This is a genomic window from uncultured Caulobacter sp. (assembly GCF_937900395.1).
Classification (GTDB): Bacteria; Pseudomonadota; Alphaproteobacteria; order Caulobacterales; family Caulobacteraceae; genus Caulobacter.
Map to the genome: position 1 here is coordinate 1 of NZ_CALCDX010000251.1, position 26,036 is coordinate 26,036.

Sequence of the window (26,036 nt, forward strand, 5' to 3'; positions counted from 1 at the left end):
ACCAGATCGACGGGCTCGGCGTTCAGGCGCTCCAGCGCCGCGCGGCCGTCGTCGGCGGTCAGCACCGAAGCGCCCGCGGCCTCCAGGATCGCGCGCGCCACCGTCTGGTTGACCGCGTTGTCGTCGACCACCAGCACCCGCATGCCCGTGAAGTCGACGGGCTCGCCGGCCTCGGGCTCGACCGGGCTGGGATTCTCGGCGGGCGCCAGGGGCAGGGTGACCGTGAAGGTCGAGCCCCGGCCCGGCGCGCTTTCCACCACCACCTCGCCGCCCATCAGGTCCGCCAGGTGTCGGCAGATCGCCAGGCCAAGGCCGGTGCCGCCGAACCGGCGAGCAATCGAGCGGTCGCCCTGGACGAAGGGCGAGAACAGGCGCGCGCGCTGCTCGTCCGTCATGCCAACACCGGTGTCGGAGACCGACAAGACCACCCGCCCCGCGACAGACGCGGCGCGCACGGTCACGCCGCCGTCGTCGGTGAACTTCACGGCGTTGGAGATCAGGTTCAGCAGGATCTGACGCACGCGCGCGACGTCGCCCAACACCCATTCGGGCGTGGCCGGGTCAATCTCCAGGTTCAGGGCCAGGCCCTTCTCGCGCGCCGTCTCGCTCCACATCGCGCCGACGTGGTCGAGCAGATCGCGCAGGTCGAACGGCGCGACGTCCAGCTCCAGCTTGCCGGCCTCGATCTTGGACAGGTCCAGGATATCGTTGAGGATGGTCATCAGGCCCTGGCCCGATTTCTCGATCATCTCCAGATAGCGGGCGTGGTGGCCTTCCAGGCGGGCGCCGCGCAGGGCGTGGGTCAGGCCCAGCACCCCGTTCATCGGCGTGCGCAGCTCGTGGCTCATCATCGCCAGGAAGGCGGACTTGGCCTCGCTGGCCTCCAGGGCCGCGTCCTGCGCCCGCTCGAGCGCCTGGTTGGCGACACGCAACTGCCGCGCCGCGTCCAGCATGTAGAACAGGAGGCCGCCGACGGTCACCGCGATCACGATCCACTGCCAGCTGGGCTTGCCGGTGGCGATGACCGGCGCGGCCAGCAGCGAGATGAACGGCGGCGGCGCGATGACCAGCATGGTGCCCCGGCTGATCGCGCCATAGCGGATCGCCTCGACGATCAGGCCGAACAGGATGATCAGCGCCGTGAACTTCATGGCCGGCGAGCCATGGATCCAGCAGTAGCCGGCCATCGCCGACCAGGCCAAGCTGAATACCGTCGGCGTGCCGAAGCGGGTCAGCAGGGTCCAGCGATCCTCGGCGCGCGGCTTCAGATGGACCTCGAGATAGGCGATCCAGCCCTCGAGCACGGCGTTGACCAGGGCCCAGCCCAGAGCGACCCGCCAGCCGAACTCGGCCAGCACCAGCGCCGCGGCCAGCACCGCGACCACCAGGCGCGCCGTGCGGCTGCGACGGCTCATCGCCAACGCCGCGCCCTCGCGCCCGTCATCGAGAAGCTCCCGCAGCCCCACCCTCGCCCCCACCGAAAAGAAACTGGGAGAAACCTAGGCGCGATAAAGGTTCACCAAGGTTTACCGCGGGAAGTAATCCCGCGGCCATTTAGCCTTGATCAGCGTCAAGAGTTTCCTGGACCGAGCTTTACTAGCGAGCTCTAGCCTTGGAAGGGGTCGCGCATCAGAATGGTGTCATCGCGCTCTGGACTGGTCGATAGCAAGGCAACCGGCGCCCCGATCAGCTCTTCGACGCGGCGGACGTATTTGATGGCCTTGGCGTTGAGGTCCTTGAACGAGCGGGCGCCGGCGGTGCTTTCGCTCCAGCCTTCCAGCTCCTCATAGACCGGCGTGGCGGCGGCCTGGTCGCGGAGCCCCGCGGGCAGGTAGTCGAGCACCTTGTCGCCGATCTTGTAGCCGACGCAGATCTTCAGGGTCTCCAGGCCGTCCAGCACGTCCAGCTTGGTCAGGGCCACGCCGTGAATGCCGTTGATGGCCACCGACTGGCGCACCAGCACCGAGTCGAACCAGCCGCAGCGGCGGGCGCGGCCGGTGTTGACCCCGACCTCGCGGCCGACGGTCGACAGGTGCTTGCCGACCTCGTCGAACAGCTCGGCCGGGAACGGGCCCTCGCCCACGCGGGTGGTGTAGGCCTTGACGATGCCCAGCACGTAGCCGGTCGCCGACGGGCCCATGCCCGAGCCGGCCGAGGCCTGGCCGGCGGCGGTGTTGGACGAGGTGACGAACGGATAGGTGCCGTGGTCGACGTCCAGCAGCGAGCCTTGCGCGCCCTCGAACAGGATGCGGCGGCCGGCCTTGTAGGCCTGGTCCAGCACCCGCCACGCCGGCTGGGCGTAGGCCAGGATGCGCGGCGCCAGTTCCATCAGGGCGTCGAACAGCTCCTGAGCATTGGCCTCGGGCAGGCCCAGGCCGCGACGCAGGGCGCCGTGGTGGGCCAGCAGGCGATCGATCTTGGGCTTCAGGGCTTCCGGGTCGGCCAGGTCGGCGACGCGGATGGCGCGGCGGCCGACCTTGTCCTCGTAGGCCGGGCCGATGCCGCGGCCGGTGGTGCCGATCTTCTGGGTCGAGGCGGCCTCGCGCGCCTGGTCCAGGTCGCGGTGCAGCGGCAGGATCAGGCAGGCGTTGTCGGCCAGGATCAGCAGGTCGGGCGTGATGGCCACGCCCTGGTCGGCGATCTTGTCGATCTCGGTCAAGAGGTGCCACGGGTCGACGACGACGCCGTTGCCGATGACAGAGGTCTTGCCCTGCACCACGCCCGACGGCAGCAGGGCCAGCTTGTAGACCTTGCCGTCCACCACCAGCGTGTGGCCGGCGTTGTGGCCGCCCTGGAAGCGCACCACGACATCGGCCCGATTGCTGAGCCAGTCGACGATCTTGCCCTTGCCCTCGTCGCCCCACTGGGCGCCGACAACGGTCACATTGGCCATGATAGAGATATGCCTTGTCGCCTGCCGGGTGACGCCGCGGGGTCCTTCGACAGGACTCGACCCCGAGCGTTCAATCAGTTTTGGGCGGCGCCGCGCCGGCCGTCAAATCGGCCGCTCGCGAAGTCAGAAGGCGTAAACCAGCCGGACCCCCGCGTCGTCAAGCCCCTGGTTCTTGCCCTGGTGGAAGATCTGGCCGTTCGACAGGTGGGTGTAGGAGAGCTCCACCGACACCTTGTCGCTGACCTGGTAGCCCAGGGCCAGCTCGGGCTCGAACAGCACCTTCGAGCCGAAATCGATGCGGTGGTAATAGAGATAGGTGCGGCGCGCGCGCTCCTCGGGCGTCAGGCCGGGCGCATTCGCCGGCGGCAGACCCGTCTTTCCGTCGGTATAGGCCAGACCCAGGCCCGGCCGGAAATAGAAGCCGCCCGGCTGGCCCAGCTCGATCTTCCAGTCGAAGCCCGCGGCGACGAAGTTCGAGGTGTTGTTGGTGTTGATCGACACCATCGTGTGGACCTGCGGCCTGCCCAGCCAGCGCAGGCTCTCGATGCGGTTCGTGCGGTAACCCAGATGGATGTCCGCTCCGCCCTCGCGCCCGGCCGCGCCCAGCCCGACCGCGTTGCCGATGAAGGTGACGTCGTGCTTGTAGACTCCGACGAAGGCCTCTCCAGCGCAGGCGGGCGCGGCGAAAGCCAGCGCGGCGCCGAGCGAAAGCGAGGCCGCAGAGGCCAAGAAGGCGGTCTTCATCGAGTCGTCCTGATTTGAGCCCCCGTCGGCTCTTATGTCGTGAACGGCGAAGCTCGGAAAGGGTTTCGCCCCTCGCCGCGGGACAACGCCGCAAGATCGTTCAAATGGGGCGCACGGCTTCAAAAGCCAGCGGCGCGCCCGTAGAACTTCGCCTCATGACCATTTCCCTCGCCGATATCCAAGCCGCCGCCCAACGCCTGAAGGGCTTGGCCGTTGAAACGCCGCTGATCGAAAGCCCCGCGCTGAACGCGCGCCTGGGCGGCCGGATCTTCCTGAAACCCGAGACGCTGCAGCGGGCGGGGGCCTTCAAGTTCCGCGGCGCCTACAACCGCCTGTCCCAGCTGTCCGACGAGGAGAAGGCGCGCGGCGTCGTGGCCTTCTCGTCCGGCAACCACGCCCAGGGCGTGGCGTTGGCGGCCCAGCTGATCGGCTGCCCGGCCCTGATCGTCATGCCCAGCGACTCGCCGGCTGTGAAGGTCGAGGGCACGCGCGGCTACGGGGCCGAGATCCGTTTCTACGACCGCTTCACCGAGGATCGTATCGCCATCGCCGACCAGATCGCGGCCGAGCGCGGCTGCGTCGTGGTTCCTTCCTATGACGACCCGCACATCATCGCCGGCCAGGGCACGCTGGGCATCGAGATCGTCGAGCAGGCGGCGACGCGCGGCGCGAAGCTCGATAGCCTCGTCTGCTGCGTCGGCGGCGGCGGGCTGATCGCCGGGACCTCGACGGCCGTGAAGGCGCTCTCGCCCGCCACCGAGATCTGGGGCGTCGAGCCGGCGGGCTTCGACGAGACCCGCCGCTCGCTGGAAAGCGGCAAGCGCGAGACCATCGACAAGGACGCCCGCTCGTTCTGCGACGCTCTCTTGACCCCGATCCCTGGCGAGCTGACCTGGCCTATCAACCAGAAGAACCTCGCGGGCGGCGTGGCCGTCACCGACCCGGAGGTGGCCGAGGCCATGCGTTACGCTTTCTCGGTCCTGAAGCTGGTCGTCGAGCCGGGCGGCTGCGTGGCCCTGGCCGCGGCGCTGACGGGCAAGGTGGATCTCAAGGGCAAGACGGCCGCGATCGTGCTGTCGGGCGGGAACGTGGATCCGGACTTGTTCGCGAAGGTTTTGAGCGGTCAAATCTAAGCCAACAACATCGTGTCATCCCGGCCGCAGCGTAGCGGAGAGCCGGGACCCAGGGGCCGCCGCACTGCCGCTCGCCCCTGGGTCCCGGGTCGGCTTCGCCGCCCGGGATGACACGGTAGAAGAATACAAAGGGGAGATCACATGAACCTGCCGCCCGCGACCGCCCTCCCCCAGACGCCCCTCCTGGTCGTCGACCGCGCCGCGCTGGAGCGCAACATCGCCAAGATGCAGGCCCTCTGCGACGCCGCCGGCGTGCGCCTGCGGGCCCATGGCAAGACCCACAAGTGCTCGACGCTCGGCCGCCTGATCGTCGAGCGCGGCGCGGTCGGCCTGTGCTGCCAGACGGTCGGCGAGGCCGAGGCGTTCGTGGCCGGCGGGATCCAGGACGTGCTGGTCACCGCCCCGGTCCCGGCCTGGGGTCCGCCGCGCCTGGCGGCCCTGGCGAAGACCGGGGCCACGGTCGGCGCGGTCGTCGACGACGAGGACCAGATCGACCGCCTGTCGGACGCCGCCGTCGCCGCTGGTGTGACCCTCGACGTCGTCGTCGACCTCGATCTCGGCACCCACCGGGCCGGCGTCTATCCGCATGAGGCCCTGGCCCTGGCGCGCGCCATCGACGCCGCGCCGGGCGTGCGCTTCGGCGGCATCCAGGCCTATCTCGGCCACCTGCAGCACCTGGACGACGGGTCCCTGCGCAAGTCCGCCGACGAGGCCGCTTTCGCCACCCTGAAGGCCCTGGTCGCCGAGCTGACCCAAGTGGGACTTCCACCGCCGGTGGTCACGGGCGGCGGCACCGGCACGCATGCCTTCGACCTGGCCTCGGGCGTTTTCACCGAGCTGCAGGCCGGCTCCTACGCGGTGATGGACGTCGAATACGACGCCTGCGGCGCGCCGGGCGGCGGCGACTGGCCGTTCGAGCCGGCGCTGTTCGTGGCCTCCACCGTCGTCTCGGCGCGCCATAAGAGCCACGTCGTCTGCGACGCCGGTTTCAAGGCGATGTCGATGGACGGCCCGCCGGCCCGCGTTGTCGCCGGCGCCGCGCCCGGCTCGCTGTGGCGGCCGATGGGCGATGAGCACGGCATGATCGCCCACCCCGCCACCTTCGACGTGCTGAAGGCCTCAGGCGGGACACCGCTGGGCTTCGATCAGGCCGTGGCCGGCGCCGACGCGGATCCCGCCCGCGCCTGGCCGGCTGATGCGCCCAAGGTCGGCGAGCTCGTCTGGCTCCAGCCCGGCCACTGCGACCCGACCATCAACCTCTACGACGCCCTGCACGTGTGGGATGGGGAGCGGTTGGAGCGGTGGGCGGTGGATGGGCGGCGGGTGAGCAATCTCTAATCCGACCTCCCCGGCGAATGCCGGGGCCCAGATCGAACCCACCGGCGTCAGTGATACTGATGCTGTCAAAAGGCGCGAACACGCCAACCAATCCGGATGAATCTGGGCCCCGGCATTCGCCGGGGAGGTCGGGCGTTTGGGGTAGCGGTAAAGCGCTTTCCCTCGGATGAAGAGCGCTCTACGTTCCCGCGCTCAACGACAAGATTTGCTCCCGAATGGAGTTGCGATGAAACGCCTGCTGCTCGCCACCGTCCTTCTGGCCGCGCCCATGCTGGCGCAGGCCGCGGACGCGCCCAAGATCGACCCCGCCAAGCTGTCGGCCCACATCAAGGTCCTCTCGTCCGACGACTTCGAAGGTCGCGGTCCGGCCACCGAAGGCGAGAAGAAGACGGTCGCCTATATCGTCGATCAGATGAAGGCGATCGGCCTCACGCCCGCCGGCGATGTGCAGAAGGACGGCAAGCGCGCCTGGACCCAGGACGTGCCGCTGGGCAAGTTCCAGATCGACGGCCCGGTGACCGCCAGCGTCACCGTCGGCGGCAAGAGCCAAGCCCTGACCCAGGGCGAACAGGTCGCGATCCGCGCGGCCATGACCAATGTCGACGCCGTCTCGATCAAGGACGCCCCGCTGGTCTTCGTCGGCTATGGCGTCAAAGCGCCCGAGCGCAACTGGGACGACTTCAAGGGCATGGACCTGAAGGGCAAGATCCTGGTCGTGCTGATCAACGACCCGGACTTCGAGACCGGAACCGGCGACTTCGGCGGCAAGGCCATGACCTATTACGGCCGCTGGACCTACAAGTACGAGGAGGCCGCCCGCCAGGGCGCGGCCGGCGTGCTGATCGTCCACGAGACCGCCCCGGCCTCGTACGGCTGGAATACGGTCAAGAACTCCAACACCAACGTGATGTTCGACATCGTCCGCAAGGAGCCGGCCAAGTCGCACCCGTCGATGGAGGCCTGGATCCAGCGCGACGTCGCCGTCGACCTCTTCAAGCAGGCCGGCCTCGACTTCGAGGCCCTGAAGGCGCAGGCCCAGACCCGCGACTTCAAGCCCGTGACCCTGACCGGCGCGACCTTCTCGGCCGACTACAAGGTCAAGCACGAGGTGATCGTCTCCAAGAACATCGCCGGCCGCATCGTCGGGACCAAGTATCCCGACGAGACCGTCATCTACAGCGGCCACTGGGACCACCTGGGCGTCGGCGCGCCCGACGCGCGCGGCGACAGGATCTACAACGGCGCGGTCGACAACGCCGACGGCATCGCCGCCCTGCTGGAGCTGGCCCGCGCCTTCAAGAGCCAACCCGCGCCCCAACGCTCGATCCTGTTCCTGGCGGTGACCGCCGAGGAAAAGGGCCTGCTGGGCTCGGAGTTCTACGGCGCCAATCCGCTGTTCCCGCTGGCCAAGACCGTGGGCGACATCAATATCGACGCCCTGTCGGCCGCCGGTCCGGCCAAGGACGTGACGACCTCGGGCGACGGCAAGGTTGATTTGCAGGACATGCTGGTCGCCAAGGCCAAGGCCAACGGCCGCTACTTCTCGCCCGATCCCGCCCCGCAGGCCGGCCACTTCTACCGCTCGGACCACTTCCCGTTCGCCAAGCGCGGCGTGCCGGCCATCTCGATCGGCTCGGGCACGGACCTGGTCAACGGCGGCAAGGAAGCCGGCGAGAAGGCGGAAGCCGACTACACCGAGAAGCGCTACCACCAGCCCGCCGACGAGTGGTCGGCCGACTGGGATCTTTCGGGCCAAGCCGCCGACATCGGCCTCGTCTACGAGATCGGCGCCGACCTCGCCAACAGCCGCGTCTGGCCGCAATGGCAGGCGGGCTCGGAGTTCAAGGCCCTGCGCGACGCCACGGCGGCGCAGCGGAAGTAACAAGACCATGAGGGAGATGGGCGGTCGCCGTCCTCTCCCCCGACCTCCCCGGCGAATGCCGGGGCCCAGATTCAGCCTGAGCGGTTTGAGGGGGCGCGCCAACGGCCCTCGCCGCCGGGCAAGCGCTCGCGGGTTCGATCTGGACCCCGGCCTTCGCCGGGGAGGTCGGACTTGATGAGCGCGGAGATATCCAGAGTTCCCCATGACCGCCTCTGTCTTCGACCTCTTCAAACTCGGCGTCGGCCCGTCGAGCAGCCACACCATGGGGCCGATGACGGCCGCGGGGCTGTTCGTCGCGCGGCTGCGGACGGCGGGCCAGCTCGAACGCGTTGCGCGGGTCGAGACGCGGCTCTACGCCTCGCTGGCCCTGACCGGTCGCGGCCACGCCACCGACCGCGCCGTGATCCTCGGCCTTATGGGCTTCGTTCCGGCCGATCTCGATCCCGACGCCGGCGAGGCGGCCCTGCTCGAGGTCCAAGCCACCCAGTCCCTGCGCCTGGGCGGGGCGCGCGACATCACGTTCGACGAGGCCAGGGACATCGTCTGGCTGGGCCATGAGCGCCTGCCCCAGCACCCCAACGGCCTGACCTTCAGCGCCTACGACGCCTCCGGCGCGCTGCTCGCCGAACGAACCTATTTCTCGGTCGGCGGCGGCTTCGTCCGCGACGAGCGCGAGATGGGGAGCAACGCCCCGCCCGAGGAAGGCCCCGCCGTCCCCTACCCGTTCGAGAGCTCGGCCGACCTCCTCCAGCGCGCCGACGAAGCCAAGTTGACCATCGCCCAGGTCATGGCCGCCAACGAGCAGGCGCGAATGAGCGAGGGGGAGATGAACGCGGCCCTCGACCGCATCTTCGGGGCCATGGAGGCCTGCATCGATCGCGGCATGCGCCAGGAGGGCGTCCTGCCCGGCGGCCTGACGGTCAAGCGCCGGGCCCGCCAGATCCACCAGACCATCCAGGGGCGGATGGAGCGCCAGATCAGCGACCCGCTGGCGGCCATGGACTTCGTCAACCTGTGGGCCATGGCGGTGAACGAGGAGAACGCCGCCGGCGGCCGCGTCGTCACCGCCCCGACCAACGGCGCGGCGGGCCTGATCCCGGCCGTGCTGCGGTTCTTCGTGCGCTTCCACAACGGCTCGCCCGAGCAGATCCGGACCTTCCTGCTGACGGCGGCGGCGATCGGCGCGCTCTACAAGCGCAACGCCTCGATCAGCGGGGCCGAGGTCGGCTGCCAGGGCGAGGTGGGCGTGGCCTGCTCGATGGCGGCGGCGGGCCTGGCGGCGGCGCTGGGCGGAACCAACGCCCAGATCGAGAACGCCGCCGAGATCGGCATGGAGCACAACCTCGGCCTCACCTGCGACCCGATCGGCGGCCTGGTGCAGATCCCCTGCATCGAGCGCAACGCCATGGGCGCCATCAAGGCCATCGACGCCGCCCGCCTGGCCCTGCTCGGCGACGGCCAGCACTCAGTCTCGCTCGACAAGGTCATCGCCACGATGAAGCGCACCGGCGAGGACATGAACGAGATCTACAAGGAGACCTCGATGGGGGGTCTGGCGGTGGGGCTGTCGGTGAATCGGGTGGAGTGTTGAGGTGAAGCGGCGTCGGTTGATCTGGTATGCGGCCGCCGTATTTCTGGCCGGCGCCATCGCCGCCGCGCCGTATGTCCAGCAATGGCTGACCGTCGACGCCTGCTTGGATGGCGGCGGCGCCTGGATCAAGGAAACCAGCCGGTGCTCGCACGACCCCGCCGAGGTCGCGCGGCATAAGTCCGCTCCCTAGCGAGACAGGATTTTCGGCCTCGACGCCCCGCGAAACCTCGCCTAACTTTCGCGAGAACATCAAGGGAACATCCGCGCATGGGCAAGATCCGAACCGGCATCGGCGGCTGGACCTTCGAGCCGTGGCGCGGGACGTTCTATCCCGATGATCTCAAGCAGAAGGACGAGCTGAAATACGCCGCGTCCAAGCTGACCAGCATCGAGATCAACGGCACCTACTATTCGACCTTCAAGCCCAACAGCTGGCAGAAGTGGCGCGACGAGACGCCGGGCGACTTCGTGTTCGCGGTCAAGGCCAGCCGGTTCTGCACCAACCGCCGCGTGCTGTCGGAGAACAACGAGTCCCTCGAGAAATTCCTGTCGCAAGGGATGGAGGAGCTCGGTCCGAAGCTCGGCCCCATCAACTGGCAGTTCATGGGCACCAAGAAATTCGATCCGGCTGATTTCGAGGGATTCCTGAAGTTACTGCCAAAAGAGCTGAAAGGCCTTCGCCTGCGCCACGCGCTGGAGGTCCGCAGCCCGACCTTCGCCTGCCAGGAATTCTACGACCTGGCCGCCAAGTACGGCGCGGCCATCGTCTACGCCGTCGATGACGAGGAGCCGACCTGGCCCTGCATCGACCAGCCCACCGCCGACTTCACCTACGCCCGCCTGATGTCGAGCAAGCCGGACGAGCCGACGGGGATGACCTCGGACGAGCTGGACGGGATCGCGGCCCAGACGCGCGAATGGGCCAAGCGCGGGGACGTGTTCGCCTACTTCATCGCCGGAGCGAAGGTGAGGAATCCTGCGGCGGCCATGGCGCTGATCGAGAAGCTGGGGGCGTAGGGGAAACCCTCTCCCGCAGGGAGAGGGAGGGACCCGCGCGCAGCGCGGGAGGGTGAGGGGTTTAACCCTCGACCGCGAAACCCTCACCCTCCCACCGCTTTTAGCGGCGGGCCCCGCCCTCTCCCTCTGGGAGAGGGGGATTCCGGGGAAACCACGGCACGAACCCGCTGGTCCGCGCCACGTACTCCGCATAGCCGGGCTTGGACTTCTTCATCTTGCCCTCGGTGGTCGGCACGCCGCTCCACTTGGTCAGCAGGAAGGTGATCAGCACGGGACCCGGCAGGGCCCAGGCGCCCAGGCCCGTCTCGGCGGCGATCAGGTAGAGGCCCCACCAGACGCAGGCGTCGCCGAAATAGTTCGGGTGGCGGGTGTAGCGCCACAGGCCCCGATCCATGACCTTGCCGGCGTTGTCGGGATTGGCCTTGAAGGCGGTGAGCTGGGCGTCGCCGATGGTCTCGAACAGGATGCCGACGATCGTCAGCGCCGCGCCGGCATAGGCCAGGCCGCCCAGCGCGCCAGGCCCCTGCCCCAGCTGCACCGGCAGGGCGACCAGATAGCCCAGCACCGCCTGCAGGCCGAAGACGATGATCAGCGAGGTGGTCGCGAAGTTCCACCGCTTGGTCTTTTCGTAGTGGGCGAAGATCGCGACGTAGCGACGGTCCGCCCCGTGCTGGCGCCAGCGCCAGAACAGATACCCCCCCAGCCGCGCCGCCCACAGGGTGCAGAGCCCCGTCAGCAGCAGGCCGTGCGGGGTGCGCGGGCCCTGCAGCAAAGTGCTCCAGGCCAGCAGCGCCATGCTCGGCCCCCACCAGGCGTCGATGAAGCTGACGTCCTTGGTCCGCAGACTGACGGCCCACAGGGCGAGAAACGCGACCGCCGAGACGGCGGCGTTGACGGCGAGGGTGGTGAGGATGGGCATGGCGGGCTCTGGGCGGAAGATGAGAGAGATACGGACGGCGGGGCGTTTTGGTTGATCCTCCCCCGCGAGGCGGGGGAGGTGGCCCGAAGGGTCGGAGGGGGCCAGCACGGCATGGGCCCAGTTCGCCCCCTCCGTCGCTCCGCGACACCTCCCCCGCGATGCGGGGGAGGATCTTGAGTCACGTCCCCACGACGAAACTCACCGTCGTCGTCGTGGACCCGCCAATGTTCAGGGTCTGCACCGTCCGCGCGCCCTCGACCTGGTAGTCCCCGGCCTGGCCCGAGGTCTGCTTCCAGGCGTCGAGCAGCATCCGCACGCCGGTGGCGCCGACGGGATGGCCGGTTCCGATTAGGCCGCCGGACGGATTGATCGGCAGCCTGCCGCCCATCGCGATGTCCCCCGCCTCGATCGCCTTCCAGCTCTCGCCCGGCGCGGTCAGGCCCAGGTGGTCGATGGCCATGTATTCGGTGGCGGTGAAGCAGTCGTGGGTCTCGACCGCGTCGATCCCTGAAACGTCCAGCGCGATCCCGGCCCGGGCGCGGGCGTCGAGGATGGCGCGGCGCACCTGCGGGAAGACGTAGTCACTGTCGCGCGAGGCCTCGACCTTGCGGGCGTAGCTGAGCGGCGCCGAGCGGTGGCCCCAGCCCTTGATGCGCGGAATGCTCGCGAGCGAGATCCCGCGCTCGTCCGCATAGGCCTTGGCCCGCGCCTCCGAGGCCAGGAAAACGACCGCCGTCCCGTCCGTCACCTGGCCGCAGTCCTGCTTGCGCGTGCGGCCCTCGACCACCGGATTGGCGGCGTCGTCGGCGGTGAAGGCCTCGGGCCCGAAGGCCCAGCTTCGCGTCTGGGCGTTGGGATTGCGCCGGCCGTTCGCGAAATTGACCTCGGCGATGCCCATCAAGTGCTCGTACTTCAGGCCATAGCGGCGGTCGTACTCGTCGGCGAGGTCGGAGAAGGCGCGCGGCCACAGGAAGCGGGCGTCCTGGAATTCGTGGCCGGCCCAGGCGGCGCTGCCCAGGTTCTCGGCCGCCTGCTGGCCCGGAACGTTGCGCATCTGCTCGATGCCGACGACGCAGGCGAGGTCGTAACGCCCGGCCTCGATCTCGGCCGCGGCGGCCAGGATGGCGACGCTGCCCGAGGCGCAGGCCGCCTCGTGCCGCGCGGTCGGCAGGCCGTCGAAGGCGGGATGGACCAGGCCGAACATGCCGCCCAGCAGGCCCTGGCCCGCGAACAGCTCGGCGGCGAAGTTGCCGACGTGCCCGGTCTCGACGTCTTCCGGATCCAGGTCGACCGCGGCCAGCCCCTGCCCTACCGCCTCGGCGAAGGCGTCGGCCAGTTCCTTGCCCTCGCGCGCCCAGTTGGCGGCGAAGTCGCTCTGCCAACCGCCCAGCACATAGACCATGCCGGCTCCTCCCGTTTTTCTAGTTAGTCCGATTATACAAGTGACTCAGATCAAGTCCATGGCGTTGACACGCCGCGCCGAAGCGTCCCACCAAGCCTCATGGTCCCGCAGAAGGCCCCCGCCGCGTCGCCGGCAATGGTCCGCCGCAGTTCAGCCGCCCGCGCGCTGAACCTGATCGGCGACCGCTGGACCCTGCTGGTGCTGTACGCGGCCTTCATGGGCGTGAAGCGGTTCGACGGCTTCGCGGCCATGACCGGCGTGGCGCGGTCGCTGCTGACCGATCGGCTCAAGCGCCTCGAGACCGCCGGCCTGTTGGCGCGGGTTCTCTATCAGTCGCGGCCGCCACGCTACGAGTATCGCCTCACGCCCATGGGCCGCGACCTCTACGACTCGGCGCTAATGCTGCTGGGCTGGGAGATGCGCTGGCGCTTCGATCCCGACTGCCCCTCGCACCAGATCATGCACCAGACCTGCGGCCAGCCGCTGCGTCCGGTCCTGGCCTGCAAGGCCTGCGGCGAGGCGGTCAAGGTGCGCGACATCACGCTTTTCCCCGGCCCCGGCGCCGGACTGGAGCCCGCCCCGCCCGCTCGCCACTCGCGCCGCGCCAGCGGCGAGGACGTCGGCGGCGCGCCGCTGCATCCGATGCTGGAACGGGGCGTCGAAGTGCTCGGCGACCGCTGGACGGCCCACGTCCTGGCCGCGGCCTTCTATGGCAAGCGCCGGTTCACGGAATTCCAGGACGAGCTGAAGATCGCCAGCAACATCCTGACCGACCGGCTGGGTCGCCTCGTCGAGCGCGGCATGCTGGAGCGCGTGCGCTATCAGGAACGGCCCGAGCGCTGGGAATATCGCCTGACCAGGGAAGGTCGCGACTTCTTCCCGCTGATCGTCGCGCTGATGGCCTGGGGCGATCGGTGGCTGGCAGGAAGCGAGGGAAGTCCGGAAATCCTGACGCACCGCTGCGGGGCGCGGCTGGAGCCCGTGGTGCGGTGCGGGGCGTGTCATGGGGCGGTGGATGTGGGGAATACGCGGCTGGCGGGGGGGAGCTGATTAACGACTCTCCTTCCCCACTGGGGAAGGTGGCGCGGAGCGAAGCTCCGTGACGGAAGGGGCAGCGGTGGTTCAGCCGGCATGCCCCCGCTGGTAGCTCTAGCGCGGCTGGCCCCTCCACCGGCGTTCGCCGGTCCCCCTCCCCCAAAGGGGGAGGAGAGGCGCGTTTCTCAGGACAACCACAGCCCTTCCGCCTCGGCCCCATCCCCCCAGAACCCCGGCTTCGGCGGCGTGATCCGGCCGCGCTCGACCCGTAGGCCGCCGGGGTGGTCCACGGCCAGCCACCACGGCCCATCGAGATCGGCGAAGTCGCTGGCCCCGCCCAGATGCAGCGCCGGCGCGACGCCCAGGGACGAGGCGACCATGCAGCCGGTCATGACCTGGAAGCCCAGGGCCCGCGCGGTCTTCAGCATGGCCGCGGCCTCGGTCAGGCCGCCAGTCTTGTCGAGCTTGAGGTTCACCGCCTGGTAGCGGCCGCGCAGAGCCGCGAGGTCGCCGCCGACGTGGACGCTCTCGTCGGCGCAGACCGTGAACGGCGGGTCCCAGCCCTCCAGCGCCTGGTCCTCGCCGGTCGGCAGCGGCTGCTCGACCAGGGCGATCGGCAGGTCGGCCAGCAGAGGCTTAAGATCCCGCAGGATGTCGAAGGTCCAGCCCTCGTTGGGGTCGATGATGAAGCGGGCGTTCGGCGCGGCGGCCGCCACGGCGCGCAAGCGAGCGGCGGGGTCCTCGGCCGACAGCTTGATCTTGATCAGCGGCGCGTCGGCGACGGCGCGGGCGGCGGCCGCCATGGCCTCGGGCGTGTCGAGACTGACGGTCACGGCGGTGACGAGGTCCTGCGGGATCGGCAGCCCGGTGGCCGTCGCGACGCTGGCGCCTGTGCGCTTGGCGCGGAGGTCCCAGAGCGCGAGGTCCAGAGCGTTGCGGGCCGCGCCAGGCGGCAGGGCGGCGCAGGCGGCTTCGGGATCGGAGGCGGCCAAGGCCGGCGCCAGCTGAGCCAGGACGCTATCGACCGTCTCGCCGTAGCGGGCGTAAGGCACGCTCTCGCCGCGCCCGACATGGCCGTCAGCGGCGGCGGTCACCTCGACCACCTCGGCGGCGGTCTTGACCCCGCGCGAGATGCGGAACGGGGCCTTCAGCGGATGCGAGACCGGGCGGGCGGAAACGGCGATCGACATGCCCGCAGGGATGGCGCCGTTCGGCCTCGATCACCAGCCCCAGCGACGGGGGATCGGCGAGTCCGCTCGGCGCTCGGCCATCACCTTCAGCGCCAGGGGGCGATCGACGACGAACAGCGCCGCCCAGACCAGCAGCACACCGGCATAGTGGACCGCGCCCAGCAGGCCGCCGGGACGGCCGGGACGGACAAAGCGACGCGGCGCGGGGAACGGGGAGGTGATGGCGAAGTCGGTCATGTCGTCGGCGTCCTTCATCTGATGAAAAGTACCTTGGCCTTCGCCTGCGCCAGAAACGGACGTATAGAACTCCACGCGCCCGCTTCGCGTTTTGACCGGGCAAGTTCTCAGAGGATCGTCATGGCCAAGACCGTCAGCATCAATATCCCCCACCAGCTGGGCGCGGCCGAGGCCAAGCGCCGCCTGGAAGAGGGCCTGGCGCAGATGGCCGGCCAGATCCCCGGCGGCGATCCCAGCCGCTTCACCCAGAGTTGGGCCGGCGACACCCTGAACTTCTCGGCCGCCGCCATGGGCCAGACGATCACCGGCATCGTCCAGGTGCTGGACGACCACGCCCGCCTCGACGTCAGCCTGCCGGGCCTGCTGGGCATGGCCGCCGGCAAGATCAAGGACGAGTTGAACCGGCGCGGGCAGCTGCTGCTGAAGTAATTCCTTCTCCCCTTGCGGGAGAAGGTGTCGGCCGAAGGTCGACGGATGAGGGGTCGTACAGGCGGAGAGACCCCTCACCCGGCCCTTCGCCCCCCCCCTCTCCCGCAGGGGGAGAGGGATCACACCAGCGCCACCTCCACCACGTCCAGCCGCTCCGGATCGCCGGCGACGAAGATCTCGACGATCCGGCCGTTCTCGACGCGGAAGTCGAGCACCCGCGTCATCCGCCCCAGCGGCGCCACGACCGCGCCGATCGCGCCGTCGACCAGGGCCGTGCGGGCGGTTTGGGCCAGGCCGTTGTAGAAGTTGGCCACCTTCTCGGCGCCGCGCAGCTCGCGGACCTGGCCGCCGCCGCCCAGCACGTCGGAGCGGACCACGACGTCCGGCGCCAACACGGCCATCAGTCCCGCCAGGTCGCCGGTGCGCGAGGCCAGCAGGAAGGCGTCGACGACGCTCTTTTGCGCCGTCTGGGCAGCGTCCAGCGCCTCGCCGCCCCGCACGCGGCGACGGGCGCGGCTGGCCAGCTGGCGGGCGGCCTCGGGCGTGCGCTCGACGATCGGGGCGATCTGATCGAACGGCAGGTCGAACAGGTCGTGCAGCACGAAGGCGATCCGCTCGGCCGGGGTGAGGGCTCGCAGGACGACGAGCAGGGCCAGGCCCACCGAGTCGGCCAGGATCGTCTCGCGCTCGACCGCGTCCTCGGCGGCGACCGAGGGTTCGGGCGCGCCCTCGCCCATCGCGTCCTCGCGGCGCGCCTTGCGGCCGCGCAGCATGTCGAGGCACACGCGCGAGGTCACGGTGGTCAGCCAGGCCGACAGGTTATCGACGCCCTCCCCGCCCGTGCGCGACAGGCGCAACCAGGCCTCCTGCACGGCGTCCTCGGCCTCGGGCAGCGAGCCCAGCATGCGGTAGGCGACGCCGCGCAGGCGGGCGCGGTCGGCCTCGAAACGCTCGGCGAGATAATTTTGCTCTGAATCTTTTTCTGGCGGCATCGGTCACATCGCTCCGTCGGGCTTCGTCACCTCTTCGACGAAACGAAATCGCCGGATGTGACCGGCGGCGTCAGCAAAACCGAAGGAGCCCGCGATGCAAGCCCGCATGAAACAGCCCGCCCAACTGCTGCCCGACGCCATGAAGGCGATGATGGCGCTGTCGAAGTCCGCCCATGTCGAGGGCGTGCCGGAGACCCTGCACGAACTGCTGCACCTGCGCGTCAGCCAGATCAACGGCTGCGGCGTCTGCCTGGAGATGCACGCCCGCGGCGCGCTGAAGTCCGGCCAGAGCCCCGAGCGCGTCGCCACGGTCGCCGGCTGGCGCGACACCCCCTATTTCACCGACGCCGAACGCGCCGCCCTAGCGCTGGCCGAGGCCGTGACCCGCGTCGCCGACAAGGCCGATCCGGTCTCGGACGAGGTCTGGGACGAGGCCGCTCGGCACTATGACGAGAAGGCGCTGGCGGGCCTGCTGATCAGCATCTCGGCGATCAATGTCTGGAACCGGCTGAACGCGGCGACGCGCCAGGTGGCGGGAAGCCTGGGGGTGTGAGGCTAAACCCACCGATCTCCCCGGCGAATGCCGGGGCCCAGATCTGAAGGCGCTGGGGCTGACTGGAAAAGCGCGGCGTTCATAGAGCCCACGCTAGCGCTTTTCCATCTGGGCCCCGGCATTCGCCGGGGAGGTCGGAGCTATTGAGGGAGCTACAGCCGCCGCTCGTCGTAGTCGTGCCGGCCCAGGCTCTCGAAGCGGCCTTCCTCGGCCTTGTTGATGTACTGCGAGGCCACCAGCCAGGACTTCACCGGCCGCAGGGTGGCGAGACACCCCAGGATCAGGGCCGGGAAGGTCGTGACCAGGTGCACCCAGATCGGCGGCTGCCAGACGACCTCGGCCCAGGCGAAGAAGGCCGTGACGATGATGCCGACGCCGCTCATCACGAAGAAGGCCGGGCCGTCCGCCGGGTCGGCGAAGCTGTAGTCCAGGCCGCACTGGTCGCACTTGGGCGCCAGCTTCAGAAAGCCCTGGAACAGCTTGCCCTGGCCGCAGCGGGGGCAGCAGCACTTGAGGCCTGCTTCGATCGGGGTCGGAGAGTCGTAGAACACGTCGTCGGTCATCGAATGACCCCTTCCTACAATCGCAGGATTGATACATACATTTGCGACATAATGTATGGATATGCCGCGATGGACGCAACTACGGGATCGCCGAATCCGGGCGCCGCCTGGCTGCGCCGGATAGAAGTCCTGGATGGACCGGCCTATCGCCGCATCGCTCAGGCCCTTGAAAACGCGGTGGCCGAAGGGGAGCTGCAGCCTGGCGACCAGATTCCAGCCCAACGCGAGGTCGCCCGTCTTGTCGGAATCGACTTCACCACCGTCACCCGCGCCTACGCCCTGGCGCGCGAACGCGGGCTGATCGAGGGAACGACCGGCCGCGGCACCTTCATCCGCTCGCGGACCGAAGAGGGCGAGGCCGGCCTGGTCGACCTGTCGATGAACCTGCCGCCGCCGCCCGCCGGCCTGAACCTGGCGGCGCTGCTGCGCGAGGCGACCGGCGCGATCCTGGCCCGCACCGATCCGGCGACGCTGATGGCCTATCACCCGGGCGCGGGCTCGCTGGCGCAGCGGACGGCGGGCGCCGCCTGGCTGGCCCCGGTCCTGGGTCAGGTCGATCCGGCCCGCGCCGTCGTCGCCAGCGGCGCCCAGACGGCGCTGTCGGCCCTGCTGGACCACCTGACCGCGCCGGGCGATATGATCGTGGCCGAGGCCTTCGCCTATCCGGGCCTCTTGGCGACCGCGGCCCGGCGGGGGCTGACGGTGATCGGCTGTCCGCTGGATGAGCAGGGACTGGAGCCCGAAACCCTGGCGCGGCTGCTCGCGGAGCATCGTCCGCGACTGATCTGCTGCACCCCGACCTTCCAAAACCCGACGGCGGCGACCATGAGCCTCGCCCGGCGCGAGGCGGTCGTGGCGATCGCCCGCGCCGCCGGGGTGACGATCATCGAGGACGACGCCTACGGCCTGCTGCCCGCCGCGCCCCTCCCCGCCCTCGCCAGCCTGTGGCCCGAAGGCGTGTTCCATGTCGCCACCACCGCCAAGACCCTCTCGCCGGGCCTGCGCGTGGCCTATGTCGTCGCGCCGCCGGGACGGGCCGAGGGGTTCACGAGCGCCCTGCACGCCATCGCCCAGATGCCGCCGCCGCTGATGGCGGCCGTGGCGACCAACTGGATCCGAGAGGACGTGGCGAGCCGCGTGCTGGCCGGGGTGCGCGAAGAGGCCATGGCGCGGCGGGCGCTGGCGGCCGAGCTGCTGCCCGGCGCCGTGGGCGGGGCCGAGAGCCTGCACGTCTGGTTGCCGGACGCCCGCGCCGATTGGGCAGCCAAGACGCACGGCCTGGCGCTGGTGGGCGCGGAGACGTTCAGGGCGGCGGGCGTGACAGGCGAGGGCTTGCGGATTTCACTGGGCGCGGCCGGCAAGCGCCCGACCCTGGCGCGGGGCCTGCGGGCGCTGGCCAACCTCTATGGCTGACCTCAGTACTCGACGTCGTCCTCGCCTTCGCCGCCTTCCTCGCCGCCCATGGCGTTCTCGAGGCTGTCGATGATGTCGTCCATCTGGTCGGGGGTGATCGAGACGTAGATCGACTCGCCGCCGATGGCCGAGACTAGCAGGCGATAGCCGTCCTCGGTCTCCTGCAGGCTGAACGATTGAAGCGGCAGGAGCTTGGCCATGAGGGAGGGTCCTTCCCGAAAAGAGGAGGCGCTGATCTAGAGGCGCACGCGCCCGAGTTCAACGCACATTGGCGCGACAAGACCACCGCCTCTCACGCGCCCCTTGCTTATTATACGACCGTACAGCAACACTTCCCCATCACTCGGGGGAGAACGACCATGGCCGCGACGGAGACCCGCGACGCCGTCATCATCGGCGGGGGGCACAATGGCCTTGTCTGCGCCTTCTATCTGGCCAAGGCCGGGCTGAAGGTCACGGTCTGCGAGGCGCGGGGCGTGGTCGGCGGGGCGGCGGTGACCGAGGAGTTCCACCCCGGCTTCCGCAACTCGGTCGCCAGCTACACGGTCAGCCTGCTGAACCCGCGCGTGATCGCCGACATGGGCCTGCGCGACTATGGCCTGACCTTCCTGGAGCGGCCGATCTCGAACTTCCTGCCGATCAGCGACGACAAGTATCTGAAGCTGGGCGGGGGCCTGGAGCGCACCCAGGAGGAGTTCCGCAAGTACAGCCGCCGCGACGCCGAGGTTCTGCCGGCCTACTACGCCATGCTGGACGAGATCGGCGACGTGCTGCGCGCCTTCGCCCAGGAGACGCCGCCGAACCTGGGCGACGGCCTGCCCGGCTTCCTGCGCGCGCTGCGGCAGGGCGGGCGGCTGGCGCTGCTGCCGCGCGAGCGCAAGCGCGACCTCCTGGATCTCTTCACCAAGAGCGCGCGCGACGTGCTGGACGGCTGGTTCGAGAGCGATCCGGTCAAGGCCGCCTTCGGCTTCGACGCCGTGGTCGGCAACTTCGCCAGCCCCGACACGCCGGGCTCGGCCTACGTCCTGCTGCACCACACCTTCGGCGAGGTGAACGGCAAGAAGGGCGCCTGGGGCCACGCCGTCGGCGGCATGGGCGCGATCACCCAGGCCATGGCGAAGGCGTGCCAGGCGGCAGGGGTCGAGATCCTGCTCGACGCACCGGTCGAGGCGGTGCACGTGGACGGCAAGAAGGCCGTCGGCGTCCAGCTGGTCGACGGCCGCAGCGTCATGGCCCCGATCGTCAGCGCCAACGTCAATCCGGCCCTGCTCTACAAGAAGCTGGTCCCGCCCTCGGCCCTGGCGCCCGATTTCCGCAAGACGGTGGAGGGCTACAAGAACGGCTCGGGCACCTTCCGGATGAACGTGGCCCTGTCCGAGCTGCCCAGCTTCACCTGCCTGCCGGGCAAGGACGCGGCCGAGCACCACCAGTCGGGCATCGTGATCGCGCCGAGCCTCGACTACATGGACGCGGCCTATCGCGACGCCAAGGCGGGCGGGATCAGCAAGGCGCCGATCGTCGAGATGCTGATCCCCTCGACCATCGACCCGTCGCTGGCCCCGCCCGGCCAGCATGTCGCGAGCCTGTTCTGCCAGCAGTTCGCGCCCACCCTTCCGGACGGCCGCGGCTGGGACGACGAACGCGAGGCGGCCGCCGACCTGATCATCGATACGGTCGAGAAATGGGCGCCGGGCTTCAAGGCCTCGGTCCTGGGACGGATGATCCTGTCGCCGCTGGACCTGGAGCGAAAGTTCGGCCTGATCGGCGGCGACATCATGCACGGCCACATGTCGCTGGATCAGCTGTGGGCCACGCGCCCGTTCCTGGGCCACGCCAGCCACCGCGCGCCGATCGCCGGGCTCTACATGTGCGGCGCGGGCACGCACCCGGGCGGCGGGGTGTCGGGCAATCCGGGACGGAACGCGGCGCGCGAGATCCTGCGCGACAAGGACTTCGCGCTGGCGGTGAAGCTGTCGGTGGAGGGGCGGTGATGTTTCAACATCCGACCTTCCCGGCGAATGCCGGGACCCAGATACACCCCCAGCCTTTGCCGTCCTTGCTGCGTCACGACCTTACGATCTGGGCCCCGGCATTCGCCGGGGAGGTCGAGGAGAAGATGGCGCGATGACCCAGATCCCCAACGACGACCCGCTTTCCGACTGGGGCCTTCCCGGCTGGATCTATCACTCCGAACGCTTCTTCCGCGAAGAGCAGGAGAAGATCTTCCGGCCGTCGTGGCAGATCGTCTGCCATCTGAACGATATTCCCAAGGCGGGCGACTTCCACACCTTCGACTTTATCGGCGAGAGCCTGGTCGTGATCCGGGGCAAGGACGGCGGCGTCAAAGCCTTCGCCAATATCTGCCGCCACCGGGGCGCGCGGCTGCTGGACGGCCCGGTGGGCCATTGCGGCCGGATCGTCTGCCCCTATCACGCCTGGACCTACGACCTGGAAGGCCGGCTGATCGGCGTGCCGATGCGCGAGGACTATCCGGCGCTGGACATGGCCAAGGAGGGTCTCGCCACCATCGAGGTCGAGGTCTGGCGCGGCTTCGTCTTCGTGCGGCTGGGCGGAGACGGCCCGTCGGTTGCGACCATGATGGCGCCCTACGAGCACGAGGTCGCCCACTACCGCTTCGAGGACCTGCAGCCGTTCGGCCGCGTGACGCTGCGGCCCCGCGCGGTGAACTGGAAGAACATCAGCGACAACTATTCCGACGGCCTGCACATCCCCGTCGCCCACCCCGGCCTGACGCGGCTGTTCGGCAAGGGCTACGGCGTCGAGGCCCACACCTTCGTCGACAAGATGTGGGGTCAGCTGATCGACGAGCCGTCGCGCAATCCGTCCGAGCAGCTGTACCAGGACATCCTGCCGGACGTCCCGCACCTGCCCGACGACCGCAAGCGGCTTTGGACCTACTTCAAGCTCTGGCCGAACTTCGCCTTCGACATCTATCCAGACCAGGTGGACTTCATGCAGTTCATCCCGATCTCGGCCACCCAGACGATGATCCGCGAGATCGCCTACGCCCTGCCCGACGATCGGCGCGAGATGAAGGCGGCGCGTTATCTGAACTGGCGCATCAACCGCCAGGTCAACGCCGAGGACACCGAGCTGGTGGCCCGGGTGCAGCAGGGCATGGCCTCGCGGACCTTCACGGCCGGGCCGCTGGCGACCAGCGAGGTCAGCCTGCGCAGCTTCGGACGGAAGGTGCGCGCGCTGGTTCCCGAGAGCCGCTCGCCCGCGCCGCCGGAGGGATGGTGAGGCCGCTGAGCGCCCCCTCCACCGCTTCGCGGTCCCCCTCCCCCGTTTCTCGGGGGAGGATGACGTGGCTCCTCCTCCCTCGCGCAGCGGGGGAGGTGGCGCGGCGCGGATGCGCGCCGTGACGGAGGGGGCGCAAAGGCGCCCCGCCTTCACCCGCGCAGACCCCGAAATCCGCCGCCAGGACCTAGTCGCCGCCGCCGAGGCGGTGCTGGCGCGGGAGGGCGTGGGCGGGACCAGCGTGCGGACCATCTGCGCCGAGGCGGGCGTCTCGCCGGGCTTGCTGCGGCACTATTTCGAGGGCGTCGACGAGCTGATCGCCTGCGCCTATGAGGCGGTCAGCCAGCGGATCGACACGGCGCTGGAAGCGGCCCTGGCCGCCGCCCCGCCGACGCCGCGCGCGCGGCTGCTGGCCTATCTGACCGCCAGCTTCGCCCCGCCGGTGCTGGATCCGAACCTGCTGGCCGCCTGGATCGGCTTCTGGAGCCTGGTCAAGACCAAGCCGCCCATGGCCGCCATCCACGCGGCGTCCTACGCCGACTTCCGCGCGAGGCTGGAGCGCCTACTGGCCGACGCCGGCGCGCGCGAGACGCGCCAGGCGGCGATCGCCCTGACGGCGACCGTGGACGGACTATGGCTGGAGCTGTGTCTCGACCCGGCGACCTTCGGACCGGACGAGGCGGCGCGGATCATCGCCCGCGCCCTGGAAGCCTGGCTTCCGAGAGAGGCTTAAAGTTTCCGATCTTCCCAGCGAAAGCCGGGAATGGAAGTCGCCGGGGCTCGCTGTCGTTGCAGCGCCAATCCCACCACCCCTGCGCTTCGGTTTCGGCTTTCGCCGGGAAGACCGGGCGCCCCCTTCCTGTTGAACGTACCGTCCGCACTCGGTCTTTTTCGAGGCGACGATCCGTTCGATCCCTTTAAGAGCCTGTCCGCCGAAACTGTTACGCGACTTGGGAGCGGACACACTCTAAACGCTTACTCGCGAGCGTTCTGCACGCCTTAGACGACTTCATGCAAGCGCTAAGCGCTTCAGGCGGCCGCTTGATTGGCGGCGCGGTTGCGTCCCCAGGCCGGAACGCGGACTTCCGGCTCGAACACATGGACCTGCGCCTTGCGTCCCTGCTCGCGCATGTGGCGCGCCAGGAGTTGGGCCAGGGCCTCGGCTTCGTGCTGGGAGGAATAGCAGCCGATCAGCTCGGCCGAGTCGTTCCAAGTCACGTGCCAGACGCCGGAAACCGGGCGGACGTAGTAGTGATTCTCGGTCATGGAGACCTCCTGGAGACGACTTAACGTGGCACTAACCACGTCCACATGACAGTTGTTTCGCGATCGCACAATCAAATTGCGCTGCGATGCACAATGCATGATCCGGGCCAACGCCGGATGTGCTGTTTTTCACCCAACGGGGCGAGATCGCTATTTTCCGCCTTTCACAGCAAGGGGCGGGCGATCCGGGGACGGACGTCGTGCGACGCCCGCCCCCGCCGCGTCTCGGCTAGAAGCCGGCCGACAGCGTGATCTGCGCCGTGCGGTGCGGGCCGGAGCGGTAGTTGGCCGCGCCGGTCACGACGGTCGAGATCGTGCCCAGATAGTCCTTGTCGAAGATGTTATCGACATTGATCCGGGCCTTGATGTCCTTCAGCGGGCCGTAGTTGAAGCCCTCGCCGAGGTCCACATACATGTTGAACAGCGTGTAGCCCTTGGTCTCCTCGTTGTTCATGAAGTTGCTGTAGCGATCGCTGATGTGGCGCGCCGACAGATTGATCACGGCCCACTCGACCGGCTCGAACGTCACGCCGCCCTGGATGGCGATCTCGGGGAAGTCCGGGACGCTCTTGCCCTTGAGGGCATAGTCGGTGACCCCGGTGGCGCTGCGGATCGAGAATCCGTCCTCGAACACCGATTTGTTATACGAGGCGTTGGTGTTGAAGTAGATCTTCCCGCCCAGCGCCTCGGGCTTCCACTGGCCGCTGAACTCCAGGCCGTAGGCGTGCACGCCGCCGACGTTCTGATAGTAGGTTTCCAGCGTGGTGGTGCCCGGCAGATATTCGCTGAACGACTGCAGGCGGTTCTGGAAGCTGGTGTAGTAGGTCACCACCGACGCGTTGAACGTCGGGTAGTTGGCGCGATAGCCCAGCTCGATGTTCTTCGAGGTTTCAGCCTTGGGCGCGGGCACGTTCACGGTCGCCGGGGTGTAGTAGACGGCGTCGGCGCCGCGCGGCAGCGACATGTTCTCCGAATACGACGTGAACACCTGGCCGCGGCCGATCGTGTAGACCGCTCCGACCTGCGGCAGGAAGAGGTCCTCCCAGGTGGTCCTGAGGTTGGCGGTCTGGCTGAAACGGAAGTCCTCGCGGTTACGCTTGCCCAGCATCTGGTAGTCGACGCTCAGCATGCGGAAGCCGGCGTCCACCTTCAGCTTGCCGTCCGCCAGCACGACGGTGTCCTTCAGGAAGCCTTCCCAGGTGTCGCGCTTGGAGGTGTAGTTGCGCGTCCGATAGACGGGCTGGCTGAAGTTCGGCGCGCCCTCCGGCGAGCCGTCGGCGACGTTGAAGGTGTTCGACAGCTGGTGGTAGTCGTCGTCCTCGTACCAGACGCCGCCCTCGATCTTGTGATCGCCCAGGTTCCAGGTCACCTTGCCGGTCGCGCCCTTGCGGATGCCGTCGATCTGCGAAATGCCGAACTGCAGGCCCAACGGGGCGTTCAGCCCCGGCACCACGGCCTTCTGCTGGTTGTAGTAGGTGAGCGCGGTGTCATAGCCGACGCCGCTGGAGCCCCAGCCGTCCTTCTTCTCGTAATAGACCGTGCCGGTGAAGCGCAGGTTCTCGGCGAGGTCCTTGTGCAGGGTCACGCCATAGAGGTGGTCGCTGCGCGCGTTCAGGCCGAACTTGTAGTACTGGGCGTAGTTCGCGTTCGAGTATTTCAGGCCGCTCGCCGTCGGCGCCAAGTTGGCGATGTAGCCGACATAGCCGAAGTCCCGACCCTTGCGGCCATAGATGTCGCCGGCCGTCCCCTTGTACTGGGCGATCGTGAACGACGGCGAGTCATAGTCGAAATAGTCGTTGTGAACCGTCTGGAAGCTCAGGTCGCCGCCCTCGAACTCCCAGCGGATCTTGCCCTCATAGTGCTCGCGGTCGATCGTGCCCGGGCCGCGCCACTGGTCGCTGTTGATGACCGAGCCGCTGGCGTAGGCCGAGAAGCCTTTATGCTCGCCGGTCTCCAGCCGCAGGAAGGTGCGGGTCAGGTTGTCCTCGCCGAAGGTCTGGCTGATCTTGCCGCCAGCGGTCTTCTCCGGTTTCTGGGTGAAGTAGTCGACGATCGGACCCAGCGACGCATAGCTGGGCAGCGAGACGTCGCCGGCGCCCGACGAGGCGGTCACGCGCAGCAGGTTCTCGTTGTCGACATAGCGGTAGATCGGGCTGCCGCCGAACTGGTCGCTGCGGC

The 26,036-nt window shown here is 69.0% G+C and carries 25 protein-coding genes; 13 read left to right on the forward strand and 12 right to left on the reverse strand.

From position 1 onward, the window contains the following. The 3 genes from Q0379_RS23660 to Q0379_RS23670 form a co-directional block, all read right to left on the reverse strand. A partial coding sequence (locus tag Q0379_RS23660) for an ATP-binding protein (protein ID WP_299017665.1) occupies positions 1 to 1,415 on the reverse strand: 1,415 nt, incomplete at its 3' end. 191 nt (positions 1,416 to 1,606) lie between these two features. Continuing rightward, positions 1,607 to 2,893, reverse strand: coding sequence for an adenylosuccinate synthase (locus Q0379_RS23665; RefSeq protein WP_299017668.1), 1,287 nt, complete (start codon positions 2,891 to 2,893; stop codon positions 1,607 to 1,609). Between the two features lie 123 nt (positions 2,894 to 3,016). Next, on the reverse strand, positions 3,017 to 3,637 hold the full coding sequence (locus tag Q0379_RS23670; protein ID WP_299017671.1) for an acyloxyacyl hydrolase: 621 nt from the start codon (positions 3,635 to 3,637) through the stop codon (positions 3,017 to 3,019). Between the two features lie 155 nt (positions 3,638 to 3,792). On the opposite strand from Q0379_RS23670, the gene Q0379_RS23675 reads away from it, so the two are divergent. From Q0379_RS23675 to Q0379_RS23700, 6 genes are all read left to right on the forward strand, one after another. Continuing rightward, the gene (locus Q0379_RS23675) at positions 3,793 to 4,770 is read left to right on the forward strand and encodes a threonine/serine dehydratase (RefSeq protein WP_299017674.1); all 978 of its coding nucleotides are present in this window, start codon (positions 3,793 to 3,795) and stop codon (positions 4,768 to 4,770) included. A gap of 141 nt (positions 4,771 to 4,911) precedes the next feature. Continuing rightward, positions 4,912 to 6,108, forward strand: coding sequence for a DSD1 family PLP-dependent enzyme (locus Q0379_RS23680; protein ID WP_299017677.1), 1,197 nt, complete (start codon positions 4,912 to 4,914; stop codon positions 6,106 to 6,108). Between the two features lie 226 nt (positions 6,109 to 6,334). After that, on the forward strand, positions 6,335 to 7,990 hold the full coding sequence (locus tag Q0379_RS23685) for a M28 family metallopeptidase (protein ID WP_299017679.1): 1,656 nt from the start codon (positions 6,335 to 6,337) through the stop codon (positions 7,988 to 7,990). A gap of 202 nt (positions 7,991 to 8,192) precedes the next feature. Then, positions 8,193 to 9,581 carry an L-serine ammonia-lyase gene (locus Q0379_RS23690; RefSeq protein WP_299017682.1) on the forward strand — a complete coding sequence of 463 codons (1,389 nt, stop codon included), beginning with the start codon at positions 8,193 to 8,195 and terminating at the stop codon, positions 9,579 to 9,581. Between the two features lies 1 nt (position 9,582). Further along, positions 9,583 to 9,771, forward strand: coding sequence for a hypothetical protein (locus Q0379_RS23695; protein ID WP_299017685.1), 189 nt, complete (start codon positions 9,583 to 9,585; stop codon positions 9,769 to 9,771). 77 nt (positions 9,772 to 9,848) lie between these two features. Continuing rightward, entirely contained in the window at positions 9,849 to 10,598 is a 750-nt protein-coding gene (locus tag Q0379_RS23700) for a DUF72 domain-containing protein (RefSeq protein ID WP_299017688.1), read from the forward strand. Between the two features lie 100 nt (positions 10,599 to 10,698). Here Q0379_RS23700 and Q0379_RS23705 read toward each other — a convergent pair whose 3' ends face one another. After that, on the reverse strand, positions 10,699 to 11,517 hold the full coding sequence (locus tag Q0379_RS23705; protein ID WP_299017691.1) for a DUF1295 domain-containing protein: 819 nt from the start codon (positions 11,515 to 11,517) through the stop codon (positions 10,699 to 10,701). Between the two features lie 178 nt (positions 11,518 to 11,695). After that, positions 11,696 to 12,919, reverse strand: a complete 1,224-nt coding sequence (locus tag Q0379_RS23710; RefSeq protein WP_299017694.1) for an acetyl-CoA acetyltransferase — start codon at positions 12,917 to 12,919, stop codon at positions 11,696 to 11,698. Between the two features lie 99 nt (positions 12,920 to 13,018). Between Q0379_RS23710 and Q0379_RS23715 the strand changes: the two genes are divergently transcribed. Then, the gene (locus tag Q0379_RS23715) at positions 13,019 to 13,969 is read left to right on the forward strand and encodes a helix-turn-helix domain-containing protein (RefSeq protein WP_299017698.1); all 951 of its coding nucleotides are present in this window, start codon (positions 13,019 to 13,021) and stop codon (positions 13,967 to 13,969) included. Positions 13,970 to 14,139: 170 nt separating this feature from the next. Here Q0379_RS23715 and dgcA read toward each other — a convergent pair whose 3' ends face one another. Further along, positions 14,140 to 15,144, reverse strand: a complete 1,005-nt coding sequence (gene dgcA, locus Q0379_RS23720; RefSeq protein WP_299017701.1) for an N-acetyl-D-Glu racemase DgcA — start codon at positions 15,142 to 15,144, stop codon at positions 14,140 to 14,142. Positions 15,145 to 15,174: 30 nt separating this feature from the next. Continuing rightward, on the reverse strand, positions 15,175 to 15,381 hold the full coding sequence (gene didA, locus Q0379_RS23725; protein ID WP_066680539.1) for a DNA damage-induced SOS-independent cell division inhibitor A: 207 nt from the start codon (positions 15,379 to 15,381) through the stop codon (positions 15,175 to 15,177). 120 nt (positions 15,382 to 15,501) lie between these two features. Between didA and Q0379_RS23730 the strand changes: the two genes are divergently transcribed. Beyond that, positions 15,502 to 15,810 (forward strand): polyhydroxyalkanoic acid system family protein, encoded by a 309-nt coding sequence (locus Q0379_RS23730; protein WP_066730499.1) that lies wholly within the window; start codon positions 15,502 to 15,504, stop codon positions 15,808 to 15,810. A 119-nt stretch (positions 15,811 to 15,929) separates the two neighbouring features. Here the strand turns inward: Q0379_RS23730 and Q0379_RS23735 are convergent, their stop codons facing one another. Next, positions 15,930 to 16,802, reverse strand: a complete 873-nt coding sequence (locus tag Q0379_RS23735; RefSeq protein ID WP_299017705.1) for a sigma-70 family RNA polymerase sigma factor — start codon at positions 16,800 to 16,802, stop codon at positions 15,930 to 15,932. A gap of 94 nt (positions 16,803 to 16,896) precedes the next feature. Here Q0379_RS23735 and Q0379_RS23740 point away from each other — a divergent pair, with 94 nt between their 5' ends. Beyond that, positions 16,897 to 17,355: a carboxymuconolactone decarboxylase family protein gene (locus Q0379_RS23740; protein WP_299017708.1), complete on the forward strand. Its 459-nt coding sequence runs from the start codon at positions 16,897 to 16,899 to the stop codon at positions 17,353 to 17,355. A gap of 152 nt (positions 17,356 to 17,507) precedes the next feature. Here Q0379_RS23740 and Q0379_RS23745 read toward each other — a convergent pair whose 3' ends face one another. After that, entirely contained in the window at positions 17,508 to 17,918 is a 411-nt protein-coding gene (locus Q0379_RS23745) for a DUF983 domain-containing protein (protein ID WP_299017710.1), read from the reverse strand. A 3-nt stretch (positions 17,919 to 17,921) separates the two neighbouring features. On the opposite strand from Q0379_RS23745, the gene Q0379_RS23750 reads away from it, so the two are divergent. Further along, positions 17,922 to 19,331: a PLP-dependent aminotransferase family protein gene (locus Q0379_RS23750; protein WP_299017713.1), complete on the forward strand. Its 1,410-nt coding sequence runs from the start codon at positions 17,922 to 17,924 to the stop codon at positions 19,329 to 19,331. A gap of 2 nt (positions 19,332 to 19,333) precedes the next feature. Here the strand turns inward: Q0379_RS23750 and Q0379_RS23755 are convergent, their stop codons facing one another. Beyond that, the gene (locus Q0379_RS23755) at positions 19,334 to 19,531 is read right to left on the reverse strand and encodes a hypothetical protein (RefSeq protein ID WP_299017716.1); all 198 of its coding nucleotides are present in this window, start codon (positions 19,529 to 19,531) and stop codon (positions 19,334 to 19,336) included. 159 nt (positions 19,532 to 19,690) lie between these two features. Here Q0379_RS23755 and Q0379_RS23760 point away from each other — a divergent pair, with 159 nt between their 5' ends. From Q0379_RS23760 to Q0379_RS23770, 3 genes are all read left to right on the forward strand, one after another. Then, positions 19,691 to 21,322, forward strand: coding sequence for an NAD(P)/FAD-dependent oxidoreductase (locus Q0379_RS23760; protein WP_299017719.1), 1,632 nt, complete (start codon positions 19,691 to 19,693; stop codon positions 21,320 to 21,322). A gap of 133 nt (positions 21,323 to 21,455) precedes the next feature. Next, entirely contained in the window at positions 21,456 to 22,595 is a 1,140-nt protein-coding gene (locus tag Q0379_RS23765) for an aromatic ring-hydroxylating dioxygenase subunit alpha (RefSeq protein WP_299017726.1), read from the forward strand. A gap of 109 nt (positions 22,596 to 22,704) precedes the next feature. Next, a complete protein-coding gene (locus Q0379_RS23770; protein WP_299017728.1) occupies positions 22,705 to 23,325 on the forward strand; it encodes a TetR/AcrR family transcriptional regulator in 621 nt (206 codons plus the stop codon). 296 nt (positions 23,326 to 23,621) lie between these two features. Here Q0379_RS23770 and Q0379_RS23775 read toward each other — a convergent pair whose 3' ends face one another. Both Q0379_RS23775 and Q0379_RS23780 read right to left on the reverse strand, forming a co-directional pair. Continuing rightward, positions 23,622 to 23,858 (reverse strand): hypothetical protein, encoded by a 237-nt coding sequence (locus tag Q0379_RS23775; RefSeq protein ID WP_299017731.1) that lies wholly within the window; start codon positions 23,856 to 23,858, stop codon positions 23,622 to 23,624. A 229-nt stretch (positions 23,859 to 24,087) separates the two neighbouring features. Further along, positions 24,088 to 26,036, reverse strand: a 1,949-nt coding sequence (locus tag Q0379_RS23780) for a TonB-dependent receptor (protein WP_299017734.1), incomplete at its 5' end; no start/stop codon positions are given.